This window comes from Candidatus Accumulibacter phosphatis (assembly GCF_000024165.1).
In the GTDB taxonomy this organism is placed as follows: domain Bacteria; phylum Pseudomonadota; class Gammaproteobacteria; order Burkholderiales; family Rhodocyclaceae; genus Accumulibacter; species Accumulibacter phosphatis.
The window spans coordinates 1,069,348-1,083,416 of record NC_013194.1 but is presented as its reverse complement, the minus strand read 5'-3'; the positions used below and the strand labels follow the sequence as shown (position 1 = coordinate 1,083,416).

The window sequence follows — 14,069 nt, the reverse complement described above, 5'->3', positions numbered from 1 at the left end:
ATCGACCGTTGATGAGGATTAGAACAGACAATGATCGGCCGCCGTAGTTCGCGAAAGGCCCCGAACAGTGTCAAGCTGTCGGCAGTTCCGGCTGATGTCAGCCAACCCGAGTGATGGCCTTGCAGCGTGGTAAAATCGAACTCCCATGAGACTCCTGATCAACGGTGAAAGCCGCGAATTTCCTGCCTCGCTGACGGTTGCCGATCTGGTGAAGGCACTCGACCATGCGGGCAAGCGCATCGCTGTCGAGCGCAACGGTGAAATCGTTGCGCGCGGCCGTCATGCCGAAACCACGCTGGTCGACGGTGACCGGATCGAGATCGTCGTTGCCGTCGGCGGCGGCTGACCTCATTGCCAAGCGAGAGACAAATGCCCTCCTCCCCACACAGTCTGACGGTAGCCGGCAAGACCTACCGCTCTCGTCTTCTCGTCGGCACCGGCAAGTACAAGGATTTCGCCGAGACGCGGGCGGCGATCGATGCGTCGGGCGCCGAGATCGTCACCGTCGCCATTCGCCGCACCAACATCGGCCAGAATGCCGGCGAACCGAATCTGCTCGACGTTCTGCCACCGTCGCAATTCACGATCCTGCCGAATACTGCCGGTTGCTATACGGCGGCGGATGCGGTGCGCACCCTGCGTCTGGCGCGCGAACTGCTCGACGGGCATGCGCTGTGCAAGCTGGAAGTGCTGGGCGACCCGACCAACCTGTTCCCGAACATGCCGGAAACCCTGAAAGCGGCCGAAACGCTGGTCAAGGAAGGTTTCGCGGTGATGGTTTACTGCGCCGACGACCCGATCCAGGCGCACATGCTGGAGGAGATCGGTTGCGTTGCGGTGATGCCCCTGGCCTCCCTGATCGGCTCCGGCATGGGGATCATCAACCCGTGGAACCTGCGCCTGATCATCGATCAGGCGAAAGTGCCGGTGCTCGTCGATGCCGGCGTCGGCACGGCTTCCGACGCGGCGATCGCCATGGAACTCGGTTGCGACGGCGTGCTGATGAATACCGCCATCGCGCATGCCCGCGATCCGGTGCTGATGGCCAGCGCCATGAAGAAGGCGGTCGAGGCCGGGCGCGAAGCGTTCCTCGCCGGCCGCATGCCGCGCAAGTATTACTCGGCCGATCCTTCGTCGCCGACGGCGGGGTTGATCGGCTCCTAGCCATGGAAGACCGGGGAAGCGTCGCCGCCCCCGACAGGGAGGCGTCCATCCGCAGCTTCGTTCGCCGCCAGGGCCGTGTCTCGAATGCCCAGCAGCGCTATCGTGAGCAGATGATGGCAAGCATCGGCGTGCCATACCGTGCGGCGCTCGTCGACCTCGACGCCGCGTTCGCGCGTACGGCGCCGCGGATTCTCGAAATCGGTTTCGGCATGGGCGAGACCTCGGCAGTGATCGCTGCTCGCCATCCGGAGAACGACTACCTCGGCATTGAAGTGCACACGCCAGGAGTCGGCAGCCTGTGCAAGCTGGTCGCCGAGTTGGGCCTGCAGAATCAGCGCATCATCCAGCACGACGCCGTCGAGGTGCTGCGGGACATGATCGCGCCAGCGTCGCTCGCCGGTGTGCACATCTTCTTTCCCGACCCCTGGCCGAAGAAACGTCACCACAAGCGGCGGCTGCTGCAAGAGCCTTTCGTGGCTCTGCTCGCCAGCCGACTGAGACCCGGCGGCTACCTCCATTGCGCCACGGATTGGCACGACTACGCCGAACAGATGCTCCGCGTGCTCGCCGCCGAAGCCCGGCTCGAAAACACCGTAGCGGGCTTCGCGCCGCGCCCCGAGCATCGCCCACAGACAAAATTCGAGCAGCGCGGCTTGCGCCTTGGGCACGCGGTGTGGGACGTGGTCTTTCGGCGGCGACAGGGGTCAGTCGAGACGGAAGATGACCGGCAGGATCAGCTCGCGTGACTGAGCCCAGCTTACTCTCCCCATCGCCCAGGCCGCCCTCTCTGCCGCCTTGTCCAGAACCGGGTGACCACTGCTGGCGGCGACGCCCACATCGACGATGCGGCCGTCGTCCGACAGGGTCAGGATCAGCCGCACTTCGCCCTCGAGGCCCCGGGCGACCGCCTCCGGCGGGTAGTAGAGGTGTTGCGACAGTTTGCGCTGAGCGGCCTCAACTTCACGTCTGGGCGTCGTCCTGCTGGCAGGCGACGGCGCGCGCGCCGCAGGTGGCGGCGGCAGCGGCTTGATGGCCGGGGAAGGCTTGTCGGTGGGCAAGGTGTTCTTCAGCAGCGGTTCGTCGCTGGGGAGCGAGGGCCTGACTGGCGGCAGGCGCAGCGACGCCTCAAGCGCCGGACGCACCGCAGTGGCCTCGCGCTTCAGGATATCTGGCAACAGCAGGCTGGCGTGCAGGGCAAGCGAGAGCGCAAGGGCGGGGATCAGGCGAGACAGCATGGAACCTGTCATTGTGAACCAAAACCGTGCCGCAGAACACGCGAAGGCAACTCGATGCGCCTCGGCTGCCGGGTTGGAGGGGAGAAAACTGGTGCGAGTCGTGTGGGCTGGAACCTGTCGATGGCTATTGCTGTGGCTGCTCGTCGGTGCCGTATGGGCACAGGCGCCGGCACCCGATCCGATCACTTTCGAGTACACCGTCGAGCGCGGCAATCTTCGCGCGGTCAAGCGCTGGCTCGATGACGGCCTCGATCCCGAGTACCAGGCAGCACACATCGGCAGTGGGCTGATGGTCGCCGCCTGGTATGGCAACATCGAGATGATGGCGCTGTTCGTCGAGCGCGGTGCCGATGTGCGGCGTACCAACCGCAACGGCGAGCAGGCGCTGCAACTCGCCGCCTGGGGTGGGCATCTGGACGCGGTCAAATGGCTGCTCGAGCACGGGGCGCCACTCGAACGCCAGGGAAATCAGTGGGGGGCCCTGCACTACGCGGTCTTCAACGGTCACGAGAAGGTGGTCAGCGATCTCCTCGCGCGCGGGGCCAACGTCAATGCGCGTGCGCCGAACGGCGCGACGCCCCTGATGATGGCCGCCCGCGAAGGTCGCGACGGACTGGCGAAGGTGCTCCTCGAAGCGGGTGCGAATCCCGCCTTGCAGAGCGACTGGGGCGACACGCCACTGACCATGGCCATGCGCTACAACCATCTGCGGCTGGCCAAGATGATCTCCTCACCGGAAGAGTTCGCGATCGCAGTGAAGGCGCCACCAGAGAACTTTGGCGAGCCCAGCCGCTCGGCATCGGTTCCGCGCGAGATCGAGGCGATCATGAAGGAGATAAGGGCCGCCGAAGCCGAAGGTCGACCGAGCGAGGAGTTGCACAAGAAGCTGCTCGCGGCCGTCAATGCTCTGCGCAGCACCAGTACGGCGCCACTCGCCCAGCGGCCGATGCCGCGCCCCTATCAGCCACGTTCCATGGTGATCACCGCCCGCCGCGGCCAGCCTGGTGCCGAGCGCGCGCAGCTGATCGAAAGCAAACCCACTGGGCAGCCGGGGACGATGGCGGACGCCCCCGTTCCGGCGAGCAAGACCACGAAAACGCCGCCGCCGATCGCCGCGGCGAAAGCGCGCAGTCTGGCGGCGGCGCGGGTGTCCGATCTGCTGCGGCAGATCCGCCTGAGCGAGGTGCAGGGACGACCGGCCGACGAACTCCGGCAGCAGCTCTCTCAGGCGGTCGAAGCGATGCAACAGTAGGACGCCGGCCGCCGGCGGGACGGCGTGTGCACCGTCCCGCCGAGCACGCTCATCGGCGCTCGGCGAGAAAGCGCTGAACGAGCTGATTGAGAAAGCGCCGGCCCCGCTCGCTGGGCGCAATGCGCTGCCCCTGCCGCTGCAGGAGACCATCGCGTTCGGCCTGCCGGAGTTGGCTCTCGATGCTGATCAGGGGCAGCGCGGTGCGCATCTCGAACAGCGGCGCCGCGAAACCCTCGACCAGGCGTAGCGCGTTCATCATGAATTCGCAGGGCAGCTCGGCAGGGGCGACGGTGAACTCCTGCTGCACCGGCGTCCCCGCCGCCACCTTGGCGAGATACTGCTCCGGCCGCTTCCAGCGCATCTGACGCTGCACGCGGTCGTGCAGCGTCAGCTTGCCGTGGGCCCCGGCACCGATGCCCAGGTAGTCGCCGAACTGCCAGTAGTTGAGATTGTGCCGGCACTCCTGGCCAGCCCGCGCAAAAGCGGAGATTTCGTAGTGCCGATAACCGGCGGCCGCCAGCTTCGTCTCGATCGCGTCCTGCATGTCGGCACAGGTATCCGGGTCGGGTAACGCGGGCGGTCGGGCAGCAAAGGCGGTGTTCGCCTCGATGGTCAGCTGATAGCAGGAGAGATGCGGTGGTGCGCAGGCAAGTGCCGCGTCGACGTCGGCAAGAGCCTCCGCCAGCGTCTGCCCGGGCAGACCGTACATCAGGTCGAGATTGAAATTGTCGAAGTGGCTGGCGGCGATCCCGATCGCCAGTCTGGCGTCGCGATCGTCGTGGATGCGGCCGAGGGCGGTGAGGTGCCGCGAGTTGAAACTCTGGATTCCCAGCGACAGGCGGTTGACGCCGGCAGCGCGAAAGGCGGCAAACTTTCCGGCTTCGACGGTTCCCGGATTGGCTTCGAGGGTGATTTCGGCGTTCGGCAGCAAGGGAAGGCGGCTGCGCACGGCGGCAAGAAGCTCGTCGACTCCCTCGCCGGAGAGCAGGCTGGGTGTTCCGCCGCCGATGAAGACGCTGTCAACCCGGCGTCCCCAGACCAGGGGCAAGGCCGATTCGAGGTCGGCGATCAGGGCCGCGAGGTAGTCGCTCTCGGGGATCGCCGTCTGCCGCTGGCCAATGCTGCTACCTACCGGCAAGGCGTGCGAGTTGAAGTCGCAGTACGGACACTTCTGTACGCACCAGGGAACATGGACGTACAGCGCCAGCGGCGGCGGGTTGCGGAACTCGACGGGGTTTCCAGCTGCCGATGCCAAGGGCCGCCGAAGCAGCGGGATGACCGCTCGGGCCCCGCCGCCCGGCATCAGCGCAGCCGCTGAAGACGCTCGACGAGGCGGGCGAGCGCCTGGCCACGATGCGAGCGCCGGTTCTTTTCGGCGGCGTCGAGTTCGGCAGCGCTCTTGTCGAGCTCGCGGATGTAGAACAGGGGATCGTAGCCGAAGCCATCGTCGCCGCGTGCTGCTGACAGAATCTCGCCATGCCATTCACCCTCGGCGATGATCGGCTGCGGATCGTCGGCGTGACGAACAAAAACGATCACTGAAACGAAGCGGGCTCCGCGTGCAGCCGTCTCGCCAAGGGCGGAAAGCAGCTTCTCGTTGTTGCGGGCATCGGATTTCGGTTCCCCCGCGTAGCGTGCGGAAAAGACGCCTGGCGCTCCCCCGAAGGCGTCGACGCACAGGCCGGAATCGTCTGCCAGGGCCGGCAGTCCCGCCAGCCGCGACGCGTGGCGAGCTTTCGCCAAAGAGTTCTCGACGAAGGTGCAATGCGGCTCCTCGACCTCCGGGATGCCCAGTTGCCCCTGCGGAACGAGTTCCCATCCCAGCGGCGCGAGAATGGCGTCGAGTTCCTTGAGCTTCTTCGCGTTGTTCGAGGCGAGTACGAGTTTCATTGGGCGAGCGCCGCTTTCTGCCGGGCAATCAGCTGGCCGATGCCGGCATCGGCCAGATCGAGCAACTGGTTCATCTGGCCGCGCGTAAAGGGAACGCCTTCGGCTGTACCCTGGATTTCGACGATGCCCCCGCTACCGGTCATCACCACGTTCATGTCGGTGTCACAACTTGAATCCTCGGCGTAGTCAAGGTCGAGAACGGGCGATCCCTGGTAGATGCCGACTGAAATGGCGGCGACGTGATCGCTTAGCGGGTTGACGACCAGCCTGCCCTGGGCCAGAAGATGCGCGCAGGCATCATTGAGCGCCAGCCAGGCGCCCGTGATGGCGGCGCAGCGTGTTCCGCCGTCGGCCTGCAGGACGTCGCAGTCGAGCGTGATCTGGCGTTCGCCGAGCGCCTTGAGGTCGGTCACCGCACGCAGGGCACGGCCGATCAGACGCTGGATTTCCTGGGTGCGGCCAGTCTGCTTGCCTTTCGCCGCTTCGCGCTGAGTACGGGTGTGCGTCGAGCGGGGCAGCATGCCATACTCGGCGGTGACCCAGCCCGCTCCCGTACCGCGCCGGAAGGGCGGCACGAACTCCTCGACGCTGGCCGTGCACAGCACGCGCGTGTCGCCGATCTCGATCAATACCGAGCCTTCGGCGTGGCTTGTGAACTGGCGCGTAATGCGCACCTGGCGCAGTTGTGACGGTTGGCGTTGGCTGGGGCGCATCGGGATTCCTGTTGCTATTTGTACTTCTGAATGGTCGAGCGGATCTCTTCGATGGCGCGTTCGATTTCGGCTTCGGTAAGCTCGGTCCTGGATTGCGGGTTGCGCCCGAATTCGTCCATCTTGGTCGTCACCGTATCCCGCGGCATCGTTCTGGTGGATATCACGCTGCTGCCACCGCTGCTACCGTCGCTGTAGGTGTCCTGCCAGCGCACGGCGATCATCGACAGGTTGTCGGCAGTCGGCCCGCCCCGCGCTTCTGCCTGCCCAAGCAGCAGCGGCACGGCACGCAGCAGGTCGGCAGTCTTCAGCGCTATTGCCAGGATGTCGCCGGGCAAGCCACTCCAGGCTCCGTCGGTGCACAGCACCAGGACGTCGCCGGCTTCCAGCGTCACCTTGTGCGAGAACGTGACCTCCGGCGTCTGCTGGCCACCCAGGCAGCCGTAGATCTTGTTGCGGTCCGGGTGGCTGAGCACCTCGTCTTCGGTGATGACCCCTTGATCGACCAGCAGCCGCACGCGCGAGTGATCCTTGGTCTGCGCCAGCACCTTGCCATTGCGCAGCAGGTACAGACGTGAGTCGCCGGAGTGGGCCCAGTACGCGACGTTGTTCTGAACGATGCAGGCGACGCAGGTGGTGCGCGGCGAATCCTGCAGATGATGCTTGCCGGCGAAGTCGAGAATCCCACGGTGCGCGTTGAGCATCCCCTTCTGCAGAAACATGAAGGGGTCACGAATCCGGGGCTTGAATTCGCGCTTGAAGGCCTCGGTCAGCGTCTGCACGGCGATCTGCGCAGCAACTTCGCCATAGTAATGGCCCCCCATGCCGTCGGCGACGACCGTCAGCAGCGCATCGCGCGAATAGCAGTGTGCCAACCGGTCTTCGTTGTTGGCGCGCTTGCCGATCCGGGTTTCCTGATAGATCGTGAATTTCATGCGTCCCTGGACTTCCTGATTCTGCCGACCATCTGGCCAAGCCAGTTGTCCTTCGGCGGGGGATCCGGCGCCACCACCGGCTCGGTGAGCGCCTTCTGCAGGGCGAAAACGCTCTGCGGGCGATAGCGCTCATTCAGGCACAGGCACCAGTCGATGGTTTCGAGCAACTGGTCCGAGTACTTCCCGTCCCAGAGCACCATGGCCGGTTTGAGTTCGTCCCTGGCCTTGCGAATGTCTGCCGGCACCGGCGTACTCGCGGCGAGGCAGGCATACATCGACGCGCCGACACTGTAGATGTCGCTCCACGGACCGAGGAGATCGCGCTGCTGGCTGTAGTGCTCGGGCGAAGCGAAGCCCGGCGTATACATCGGCTTGAGCATCGGCGCATCGCACGCCAGCGTCTGGCGTGCCGCGCCGAAGTCGATCAGCACGGGCACATGGTGGTTGCGCATGTAGATGTTTGACGGCTTGAGGTCGAGATGCAGCAGGCGATGCGAGTGAACCTCGCGCAGGCCGTTGAGCATCTTTGTAAATACATTGCGGATGAAGTTCTCGGTCACCCGGCCCGGGTTGTTCTGGATCAGTTCCTGCAGCGTACAGCCTTCCTCGTATTCCATGACCATGTAAACGGTCCCGTTGGCGCGAAAGAAGTTCAACACCCGAATCACGTTCGGATGCGCAAGCCCCGCAAGCGCCCGGCCCTCCTCGAAGAAACACTTCATGCCGTAGCGAAAGGCTGGCAGGTGTTCTTCGGAAATGATCGGCGCCGTCTTGCCCTCCGCGCGCAAGGCCAGCGTATTGGGCAGGTATTCCTTGATCGCGACACGCTGCCCCTGGCCGTCGGTAGCGACATAGACTATCGAAAACCCCCCCAGGGACAGCTGTTTCTCGATGCAGTATTCATCGAGTTGAAAACCGGCAGGAAGGGGTTGGTTCGCTTGTTGCGCCATCGATGTCAAGGCTATCATGGGAGTCTTCACCCATTGTCGAGGTTTTTGGGGGGAACTGTAAAGCCGGCTTCCCATCCGAGAACGCCAACCCCTGTCAGGATTTCGATGATCTACAGCATGACCGGCTATGCCGCCAGAACCTGCACCGTCAAAGGCGGCGCCCTGCACATTGAATTGAAGAGCGTCAATTCCCGTTATCTCGATTGCCAGTTCCGCGTCTGCGACGAGTTGCGCATGAGCGAGCCCGCGCTGCGCGAACTCATCAACGCGCACATCAGCCGCGGCAAAGTCGAATGCCGTGTGAACTACGTGTCGACGGTCGGCAACAACGCGCAAAGCAGCCTCAATGGCGACCTGCTCGAGCGCCTCCGAGCATTCGATGCCCAAGTGCGAAGCGTCATGCCGCTGGCGGTCCCGCTGGCCGTCAATGATGTGCTGCACTGGCCCGGCATCTTTGGCGACGACTCCGTGGATGGCGATGCCCTGAGCTCAGCCTGTCTGGCCCTCGCCGGTGAAGCGTTGGGCGACTTCACCGCAAGCCGGGCACGCGAGGGCGCAAAGCTGACCGGCGTGATACTTGAAAGGATGGCCTGCATGCGTCTCCTGCTGCGCGACGTGGGACCGCGGATTCCCGCTGCCCAGGCAGCCTTCAACGAAAAGCTGCGACAGCGCCTGCTGGATGCCGTCGATAGCGCGGCTGACGAGCGCATCCGTCAGGAAGTGGCGGTCTTCGCCGCTCGCATCGATGTCGCCGAGGAACTGGCGCGCCTCGCCACCCATCTCGACGAGGTTGCACGCGTACTCACGACGGGTGGTGCGAGTGGCAAGCGTCTCGATTTTCTGATGCAGGAACTCAATCGCGAAGCCAATACGCTTGCCTCCAAGTCGCTCGTCGCCGAGGTTTCGCAGACGGCGATCGAGCTCAAGCTCCTGATCGAACAAATGCGCGAGCAGGTGCAGAATCTGGAGTAGCAGATCGCGCGGCACTACCGCGTCGCTTTCGGCGGTCCGAGAATGCGGAGATGAACGGTTGACCTGCCACCGGCGCGTGCTCTCTTCCCGCCGTCGCGCCGATGCTCTCCCGGGGAGGCAAGCCGCAGCGGCTCTGGTTCTACTTCGTGATCGGCGAGTTGCGACCGGAGAACTGGTCGCTCAGACGAAATGCCGCATCACTGAACTGGCCAAGCGGCTTTTCGACACAGTAGCGCTGAACATGCTGCTCGACCGTCCCGGTCGACAGCGTCGACACCTGCTGACTCTGGTTGGCGTAGTTGTGGCCAGTAAGGACACCGCGCACCCAGGCGACGTAGAGTGCCCGGAGATCGGCATCGTCCTTGGATGCCGACCAGGCACGGCACGACATGTCGTCAAAGCCGAGGATCTTGATCGGGACAGCAGCGCCCGCCGGCGCTGCCGACATTGCGGCAAGCACCAGGACGTATCGCTGCACCACTTTCCATCGGGACATCGGATTGCTCCTCGCTAGGTGTAAACGCTTTCAATGCGCAATTTTCGTCGGTAAGGGCCGGCGAGTCCATGCCGACAGACGTTGCGCGCTCACCGTAACGAGGCGCACCGCAGGTACAATTGAAATTTGGCGTTAACTGGCCAGCACACATGACTGGACATCTCTACATCGTCACCGCCCCCTCCGGCGCCGGCAAGACGACCCTGGTGCGGTTGCTGCTCGAGAACGATCCCGGCATTCGCCTGTCAATTTCTCACACGACGCGCGCACCGCGCGCTGGCGAAAGGAACGGTATCGAGTACCACTTCACGGACGTGCCGGACTTTCTCGACAAGGTTCGTGAGGGCGAGTTCCTCGAATGGGCAGAAGTGCATGGCAACTACTATGGCACATCGAGAAGCGGCATCGAAGCTGCCCTGCACGCAGGCCAGGACGTTCTGCTGGAGATCGACTGGCAGGGTGCGCAGCAGGTGCGCAGATGGTTCCCGGCGGCCATTGGCGTGTTCGTCCTGCCGCCTTCGCTCGATGAACTGGCGCGTCGGCTGCGCCAGCGGGCGACCGACAGTGCCGAGATCATTGCTCGTCGGGTCACCGCGGCTCGTGAGGAGATGCGGCATGTCGGCGAATTCGACTATGTTATTATCAACGACGAATTGCCACGTGCGTTACACGATCTGTTGGCGGTCGTGGCGGCTTCGCGACTCCGCTATGCAGCGCAAAGCCAACGCCACGCCATCCTGTTCTCAACACTGCTTGCTTGACCCTCCAGGGAGATTTGCATGGCCAGAGTGACCGTAGACGACTGTCTGCACCGCATCCCGAACCGCTTTCAGATGACCCTGGCGGCTACCTATCGTGCCCGTCAGATTACCTCGGGCGCCACACCGTTGATCGATGCCGGTCGTGACAAGCCAACAGTGATTGCGCTGCGCGAAATCGGCGCCGGCAAGATTGGCCTCGAGGTGCTCAACCGCGGCCAGGCCTGACCCTCGGCCAACGACGGGTTGCCCAAGGCGTAATCGTGAATACGCTTGCCGAGACCGCCAGGCCAGCCGAAGTCGCGGCGGCCGAAAACACCTGCCCGCATCCCGAGGATGATCCCGCTTACCAGGTTTTCATCGACAGCCTGAGCTATCTTCCGCCGGAAGAACTGCAGATCGTTCGGGATGCCTATCTGTTCAGCGAACAAGCGCATCGCGGTCAGTTCCGCCTGTCTGGCGAAGCCTACATCACCCACCCGCTGGCGGTCGCCGGCGCGATCGCCGAATGGCAGATGGATGTCGAAGGCGTAGTCGCCGCCCTCCTGCACGACGTGATGGAGGATACGACGGTCGGCAAGAGCGAGATCGCCGAGCGCTTCGGCAAGCCGGTTGCGGATCTCGTCGACGGACTGTCGAAGCTCGACAAGATAGAGTTTCAGTCGCACGAGGAAGCACAGGCGGAAAATTTCCGCAAGATGTTGATGGCCATGGCGCGTGACCTGCGCGTGGTCTTGATCAAGCTGGCCGACCGCCACCACAATCTGCAGACGATGGCTGCCGTGCGCGCCGACAAACGGCGACGCATCGCCCGCGAGACGCTGGAGATTTACGCACCGATCGCCAGCCGGCTCGGCCTCAACAAACTGTTTCAGGAACTGCAGGATCTCTCCTTCCAGCTGATCTATCCGATGCGCGCGCGTGTGCTCGCGCGCGCGCTGAAGGCTGCGCGGGGCAACCGGCGGGAATTGCTGTCGCGAATACTCGAAGGCATCAAGGGCAAGCTGCGCGACACCGGCATCGACGCGCAGGTCTTCGGGCGCGAGAAAAGCCTCTACTCCATCTATCGCAAGATGCTGGAGAAGCGACTGTCGTTCTCGCAGGTGCTCGATGTCTACGGTTTCCGGGTCGTCGTCACCGATGTACCGACGGCCTACCTTGCCCTGGGTTCGCTGCACGCGCTTTACAAGCCGGTGCCGGGGAAGTTCAAGGACTACATCGCCATTCCCAAACCCAACGGATACCAGTCGTTGCACACCACCCTGATCGGTCCGCATGGAACGCCCTTCGAGTTGCAGATCCGCACCGCGGCGATGGACAACGTGGCGCAGGAGGGGATTGCTTCGCACTGGCTCTACAAGGACGGGGAATCCTTCGGCGCCGAACTGCAACAGAAGACCACCAAGTGGTTCCATTCGCTGCTCGACCTGCAGAGTACGGCCGGCGATACGTCCGAGTTCTTCGAGCACGTCAAGGTGGACCTCTTTCCCCATGAGATTTACGTGTTTACGCCCAAAGGCAAGATCATCGCTCTGCCGCGCGGTGCAACGCCCATAGACCTGGCTTACGCGGTGCATACCGACATCGGCAATCACTCGGTGGCTGCCCAGATCAACTTCACCCTGATGCCCTTGGCGACGGAGTTGACGAACGGCGACCGGGTCGACGTTGTCACCGCCGCCGATGCGCATCCCAGCGTGGCCTGGCTCGCCCACGTCAAGACCGGGCGAGCGCGCAGCAAGATCCGCCACTACCTGAAGACCGCCCACAACGACGAGTCCACGGCACTCGGCGAGAAAATGCTCGACCAGGAGTTGCGCGCCCTCGGCGTTGTCGCCTCGGAGCTGCCGGTTTCGAGCTGGAAGAGCGTTCTGCGCGATTCCGGCAACAAGCTGATCAAGGAGGTCTACACCGACATCGGCCTGGGTTTCCGCATCGCGGGCGTTGTTGCCCGCCGCCTGCTGGCCCGCGAGGAAGCGCCACAGCCGACAGACAAGCGGCCCGCTTCGCTGATCATTCGCGGCACCGAAGGCATGGCCGTGCAGTTCGCGCCCTGCTGCCAGCCGATTCCCGGCGACCCGATCATCGGTTCGATCTGGAAGGGCAAAGGTCTGGTGATCCATACCCATGACTGCCCGGCGATCCGCAAAGCGCGCACTGCCAAACCGACGAAATGGATCGATGTCGAGTGGGAACCCGAGCCCGGCAAGCTGTTCAGCGTGCGCCTGCGGATCATGGTGCAGAATACGCTTGGCGTGCTGGGTAGAATCGCCACCGAGATATCGAACTCGGGCACCAACATCGAGCATGTCAACATGGACGAGAAGCATCCCGGGCTATACACAACCCTGCATTTCACCGTCCAGGTTGGCAGTCGCACGTCTCTTGCACGCCTGATGCGCGGCCTGCGTCGCATCCCGGAAGTGGCACGGATTTCCCGGGACCAGGGGTTGACTGCTTGAAGGTTCTGGTCCTCGGGGCCGGTGTCGTTGGCGTCACCAGTGCCTGGTATCTGGCCAGAGCCGGACACCAGGTGACCGTGATCGATCGCCAGGCAGCGGCCGGCATGGAAACCAGTTTCGCCAATGGCGGCCAGATTTCCGTTTCGCATGCCGAACCGTGGGCCAACCCGCACACCCCGTTGCGGGCCCTGGCGTGGATGCTGCGCGAAGACTCGCCCTTGCTGTTTCGCCCGCGGTGGGACGTCGCCCTGCTCAACTGGAGCCTGCGCTTCCTCGGCGAGTGCACGCCGCGCCGGACGCGCGACAACATCCGCCAGATCGTCACGCTCGCGCTCTACAGCCGCCGCCAGTTGCAGGCGCTGCGCGCCGAAACTGCACTCGCCTACGATCACCTCGAGCGTGGCATCCTGCACGTCTACACCGCTAGCGGCGAGTTCGCCGCGGCGACCAAGGCCGCCGCCGTGATGCGTCACTTCGGCTGCGACCGACGAACGATTGCCGTCGACGAGTGCATCGCCATCGAACCGGCGCTCGCCGGGGCGAAGGAACTGCTCGTCGGCGGCGACTACACGGCCGAAGACGAATCGGGTGACGCGCATCGCTTCACCCAAAGTCTCGCGACCCTCTGCGCGGCGCGCGGCGTCGTCTTCCGCTACGGCGTCACGATCGACAAGCTCGCCACGTCCGACGGGCGGGTGAGCGGGCTGCTTGCCGGCGGCGAGTTGCACCAGGCCGACGCCTACGTCGCCGCCCTGGGCAGCTACACCCCATTATTGCTCCGTCCCGTCGCCGTCCGCCTGCCGATCTATCCGGCGAAGGGCTACTCGGCCACCGTGCCGCTCGCCGCGGACAGCGTGGCACCGACTGTCAGCCTGATCGACAATGGCCACAAGATCGTCTTTTCGCGCCTCGGCCAACGCCTGCGTATCGCCGGAACAGCCGAGTTCAACGGCTACGACACCGAGCTCAACGCGGTACGTTGCGGCGCCTTGATGAACCGGGCAAACGAATTGTTTCCGGCGCTGCAGCCGGCTGGCGAGCCGCAGTTCTGGTGTGGTCTGCGGCCGGCAACGCCTTCCAACGTGCCGCTGATCGGCCGTTCGGCGTTTCCCAACCTGTTCATCAACAGCGGTCACGGAACGCTTGGCTGGACAATGGCTTGCGGTTCCGCCGCGGCGCTGGCCGACATCGTCAGCGGCCGCGCGCCCGAGCCGGATTTCAAGTTCCTTTGACGGCGTTTTCTCA

16 protein-coding genes are annotated in these 14,069 nt (G+C 64.2%); 9 read left to right on the top strand and 7 right to left on the bottom strand.

From position 1 onward, the window contains the following. Nucleotides 1-145 precede the first annotated feature (145 nt). From thiS to trmB, 3 genes are read left to right on the top strand one after another with little or no spacing between them, the layout of a single operon-like run. Nucleotides 146-346, top strand: coding sequence for a sulfur carrier protein ThiS (gene thiS, locus CAP2UW1_RS04740; RefSeq protein ID WP_015765518.1), 201 nt, complete (start codon nucleotides 146-148; stop codon nucleotides 344-346). Nucleotides 347-369: 23 nt separating this feature from the next. Next, nucleotides 370-1,164 (top strand): thiazole synthase, encoded by a 795-nt coding sequence (locus CAP2UW1_RS04735; RefSeq protein ID WP_015765517.1) that lies wholly within the window; start codon nucleotides 370-372, stop codon nucleotides 1,162-1,164. Between the two features lie 2 nt (nucleotides 1,165-1,166). Beyond that, on the top strand, nucleotides 1,167-1,910 hold the full coding sequence (trmB, locus tag CAP2UW1_RS04730; RefSeq protein ID WP_015765516.1) for a tRNA (guanosine(46)-N7)-methyltransferase TrmB: 744 nt from the start codon (nucleotides 1,167-1,169) through the stop codon (nucleotides 1,908-1,910). On the opposite strand, the gene CAP2UW1_RS04725 is transcribed toward trmB, so the two are convergent. Then, nucleotides 1,869-2,399, bottom strand: a complete 531-nt coding sequence (locus tag CAP2UW1_RS04725) for an energy transducer TonB (RefSeq protein ID WP_015765515.1) — start codon at nucleotides 2,397-2,399, stop codon at nucleotides 1,869-1,871. The two genes, trmB and CAP2UW1_RS04725, sit on opposite strands and share 42 nt — an antisense overlap. A 91-nt stretch (nucleotides 2,400-2,490) precedes the next feature. On the opposite strand from CAP2UW1_RS04725, the gene CAP2UW1_RS04720 reads away from it, so the two are divergent. Further along, on the top strand, nucleotides 2,491-3,651 hold the full coding sequence (locus tag CAP2UW1_RS04720; protein WP_015765514.1) for an ankyrin repeat domain-containing protein: 1,161 nt from the start codon (nucleotides 2,491-2,493) through the stop codon (nucleotides 3,649-3,651). 49 nt (nucleotides 3,652-3,700) lie between these two features. On the opposite strand, the gene hemW is transcribed toward CAP2UW1_RS04720, so the two are convergent. From hemW to CAP2UW1_RS04695, 5 genes are read right to left on the bottom strand one after another with little or no spacing between them, the layout of a single operon-like run. Continuing rightward, complete coding sequence (hemW, locus tag CAP2UW1_RS04715; protein WP_015765513.1) at nucleotides 3,701-4,954, bottom strand: radical SAM family heme chaperone HemW; 1,254 nt, start codon at nucleotides 4,952-4,954, stop codon at nucleotides 3,701-3,703. Continuing rightward, nucleotides 4,954-5,541 carry an RdgB/HAM1 family non-canonical purine NTP pyrophosphatase gene (gene rdgB, locus CAP2UW1_RS04710; RefSeq protein ID WP_015765512.1) on the bottom strand — a complete coding sequence of 196 codons (588 nt, stop codon included), beginning with the start codon at nucleotides 5,539-5,541 and terminating at the stop codon, nucleotides 4,954-4,956. The genes hemW and rdgB overlap by 1 nt, the downstream gene beginning before the upstream one ends. Beyond that, nucleotides 5,538-6,254, bottom strand: coding sequence for a ribonuclease PH (rph, locus tag CAP2UW1_RS04705; RefSeq protein ID WP_015765511.1), 717 nt, complete (start codon nucleotides 6,252-6,254; stop codon nucleotides 5,538-5,540). The genes rdgB and rph overlap by 4 nt, the downstream gene beginning before the upstream one ends. A 14-nt stretch (nucleotides 6,255-6,268) precedes the next feature. After that, nucleotides 6,269-7,186 (bottom strand): PP2C family protein-serine/threonine phosphatase, encoded by a 918-nt coding sequence (locus CAP2UW1_RS04700; RefSeq protein WP_015765510.1) that lies wholly within the window; start codon nucleotides 7,184-7,186, stop codon nucleotides 6,269-6,271. Next, nucleotides 7,183-8,136 carry a serine/threonine protein kinase gene (locus CAP2UW1_RS04695; protein WP_015765509.1) on the bottom strand — a complete coding sequence of 318 codons (954 nt, stop codon included), beginning with the start codon at nucleotides 8,134-8,136 and terminating at the stop codon, nucleotides 7,183-7,185. Before CAP2UW1_RS04695 ends, CAP2UW1_RS04700 begins: the two co-directional genes overlap by 4 nt. 105 nt (nucleotides 8,137-8,241) lie before the next feature. Between CAP2UW1_RS04695 and CAP2UW1_RS04690 the strand changes: the two genes are divergently transcribed. Continuing rightward, the gene (locus CAP2UW1_RS04690) at nucleotides 8,242-9,108 is read left to right on the top strand and encodes a YicC/YloC family endoribonuclease (protein WP_015765508.1); all 867 of its coding nucleotides are present in this window, start codon (nucleotides 8,242-8,244) and stop codon (nucleotides 9,106-9,108) included. Between the two features lie 139 nt (nucleotides 9,109-9,247). Here the strand turns inward: CAP2UW1_RS04690 and CAP2UW1_RS04685 are convergent, their stop codons facing one another. Beyond that, nucleotides 9,248-9,604, bottom strand: coding sequence for a hypothetical protein (locus CAP2UW1_RS04685; protein WP_015765507.1), 357 nt, complete (start codon nucleotides 9,602-9,604; stop codon nucleotides 9,248-9,250). Between the two features lie 149 nt (nucleotides 9,605-9,753). On the opposite strand from CAP2UW1_RS04685, the gene gmk reads away from it, so the two are divergent. The 4 genes from gmk to CAP2UW1_RS04665 are packed head-to-tail and all read left to right on the top strand — an operon-like array spanning nucleotide 9,754 to nucleotide 14,056. Next, nucleotides 9,754-10,365, top strand: a complete 612-nt coding sequence (gene gmk / locus CAP2UW1_RS04680) for a guanylate kinase (protein WP_015765506.1) — start codon at nucleotides 9,754-9,756, stop codon at nucleotides 10,363-10,365. An 18-nt stretch (nucleotides 10,366-10,383) separates the two neighbouring features. Continuing rightward, nucleotides 10,384-10,590, top strand: a complete 207-nt coding sequence (gene rpoZ / locus CAP2UW1_RS04675) for a DNA-directed RNA polymerase subunit omega (protein WP_015765505.1) — start codon at nucleotides 10,384-10,386, stop codon at nucleotides 10,588-10,590. A 35-nt stretch (nucleotides 10,591-10,625) separates the two neighbouring features. Beyond that, nucleotides 10,626-12,824 carry a RelA/SpoT family protein gene (locus CAP2UW1_RS04670; protein WP_015765504.1) on the top strand — a complete coding sequence of 733 codons (2,199 nt, stop codon included), beginning with the start codon at nucleotides 10,626-10,628 and terminating at the stop codon, nucleotides 12,822-12,824. Next, nucleotides 12,821-14,056, top strand: coding sequence for a D-amino acid dehydrogenase (locus CAP2UW1_RS04665; protein ID WP_015765503.1), 1,236 nt, complete (start codon nucleotides 12,821-12,823; stop codon nucleotides 14,054-14,056). The genes CAP2UW1_RS04670 and CAP2UW1_RS04665 overlap by 4 nt, the downstream gene beginning before the upstream one ends. Nucleotides 14,057-14,069 lie beyond the last annotated feature (13 nt).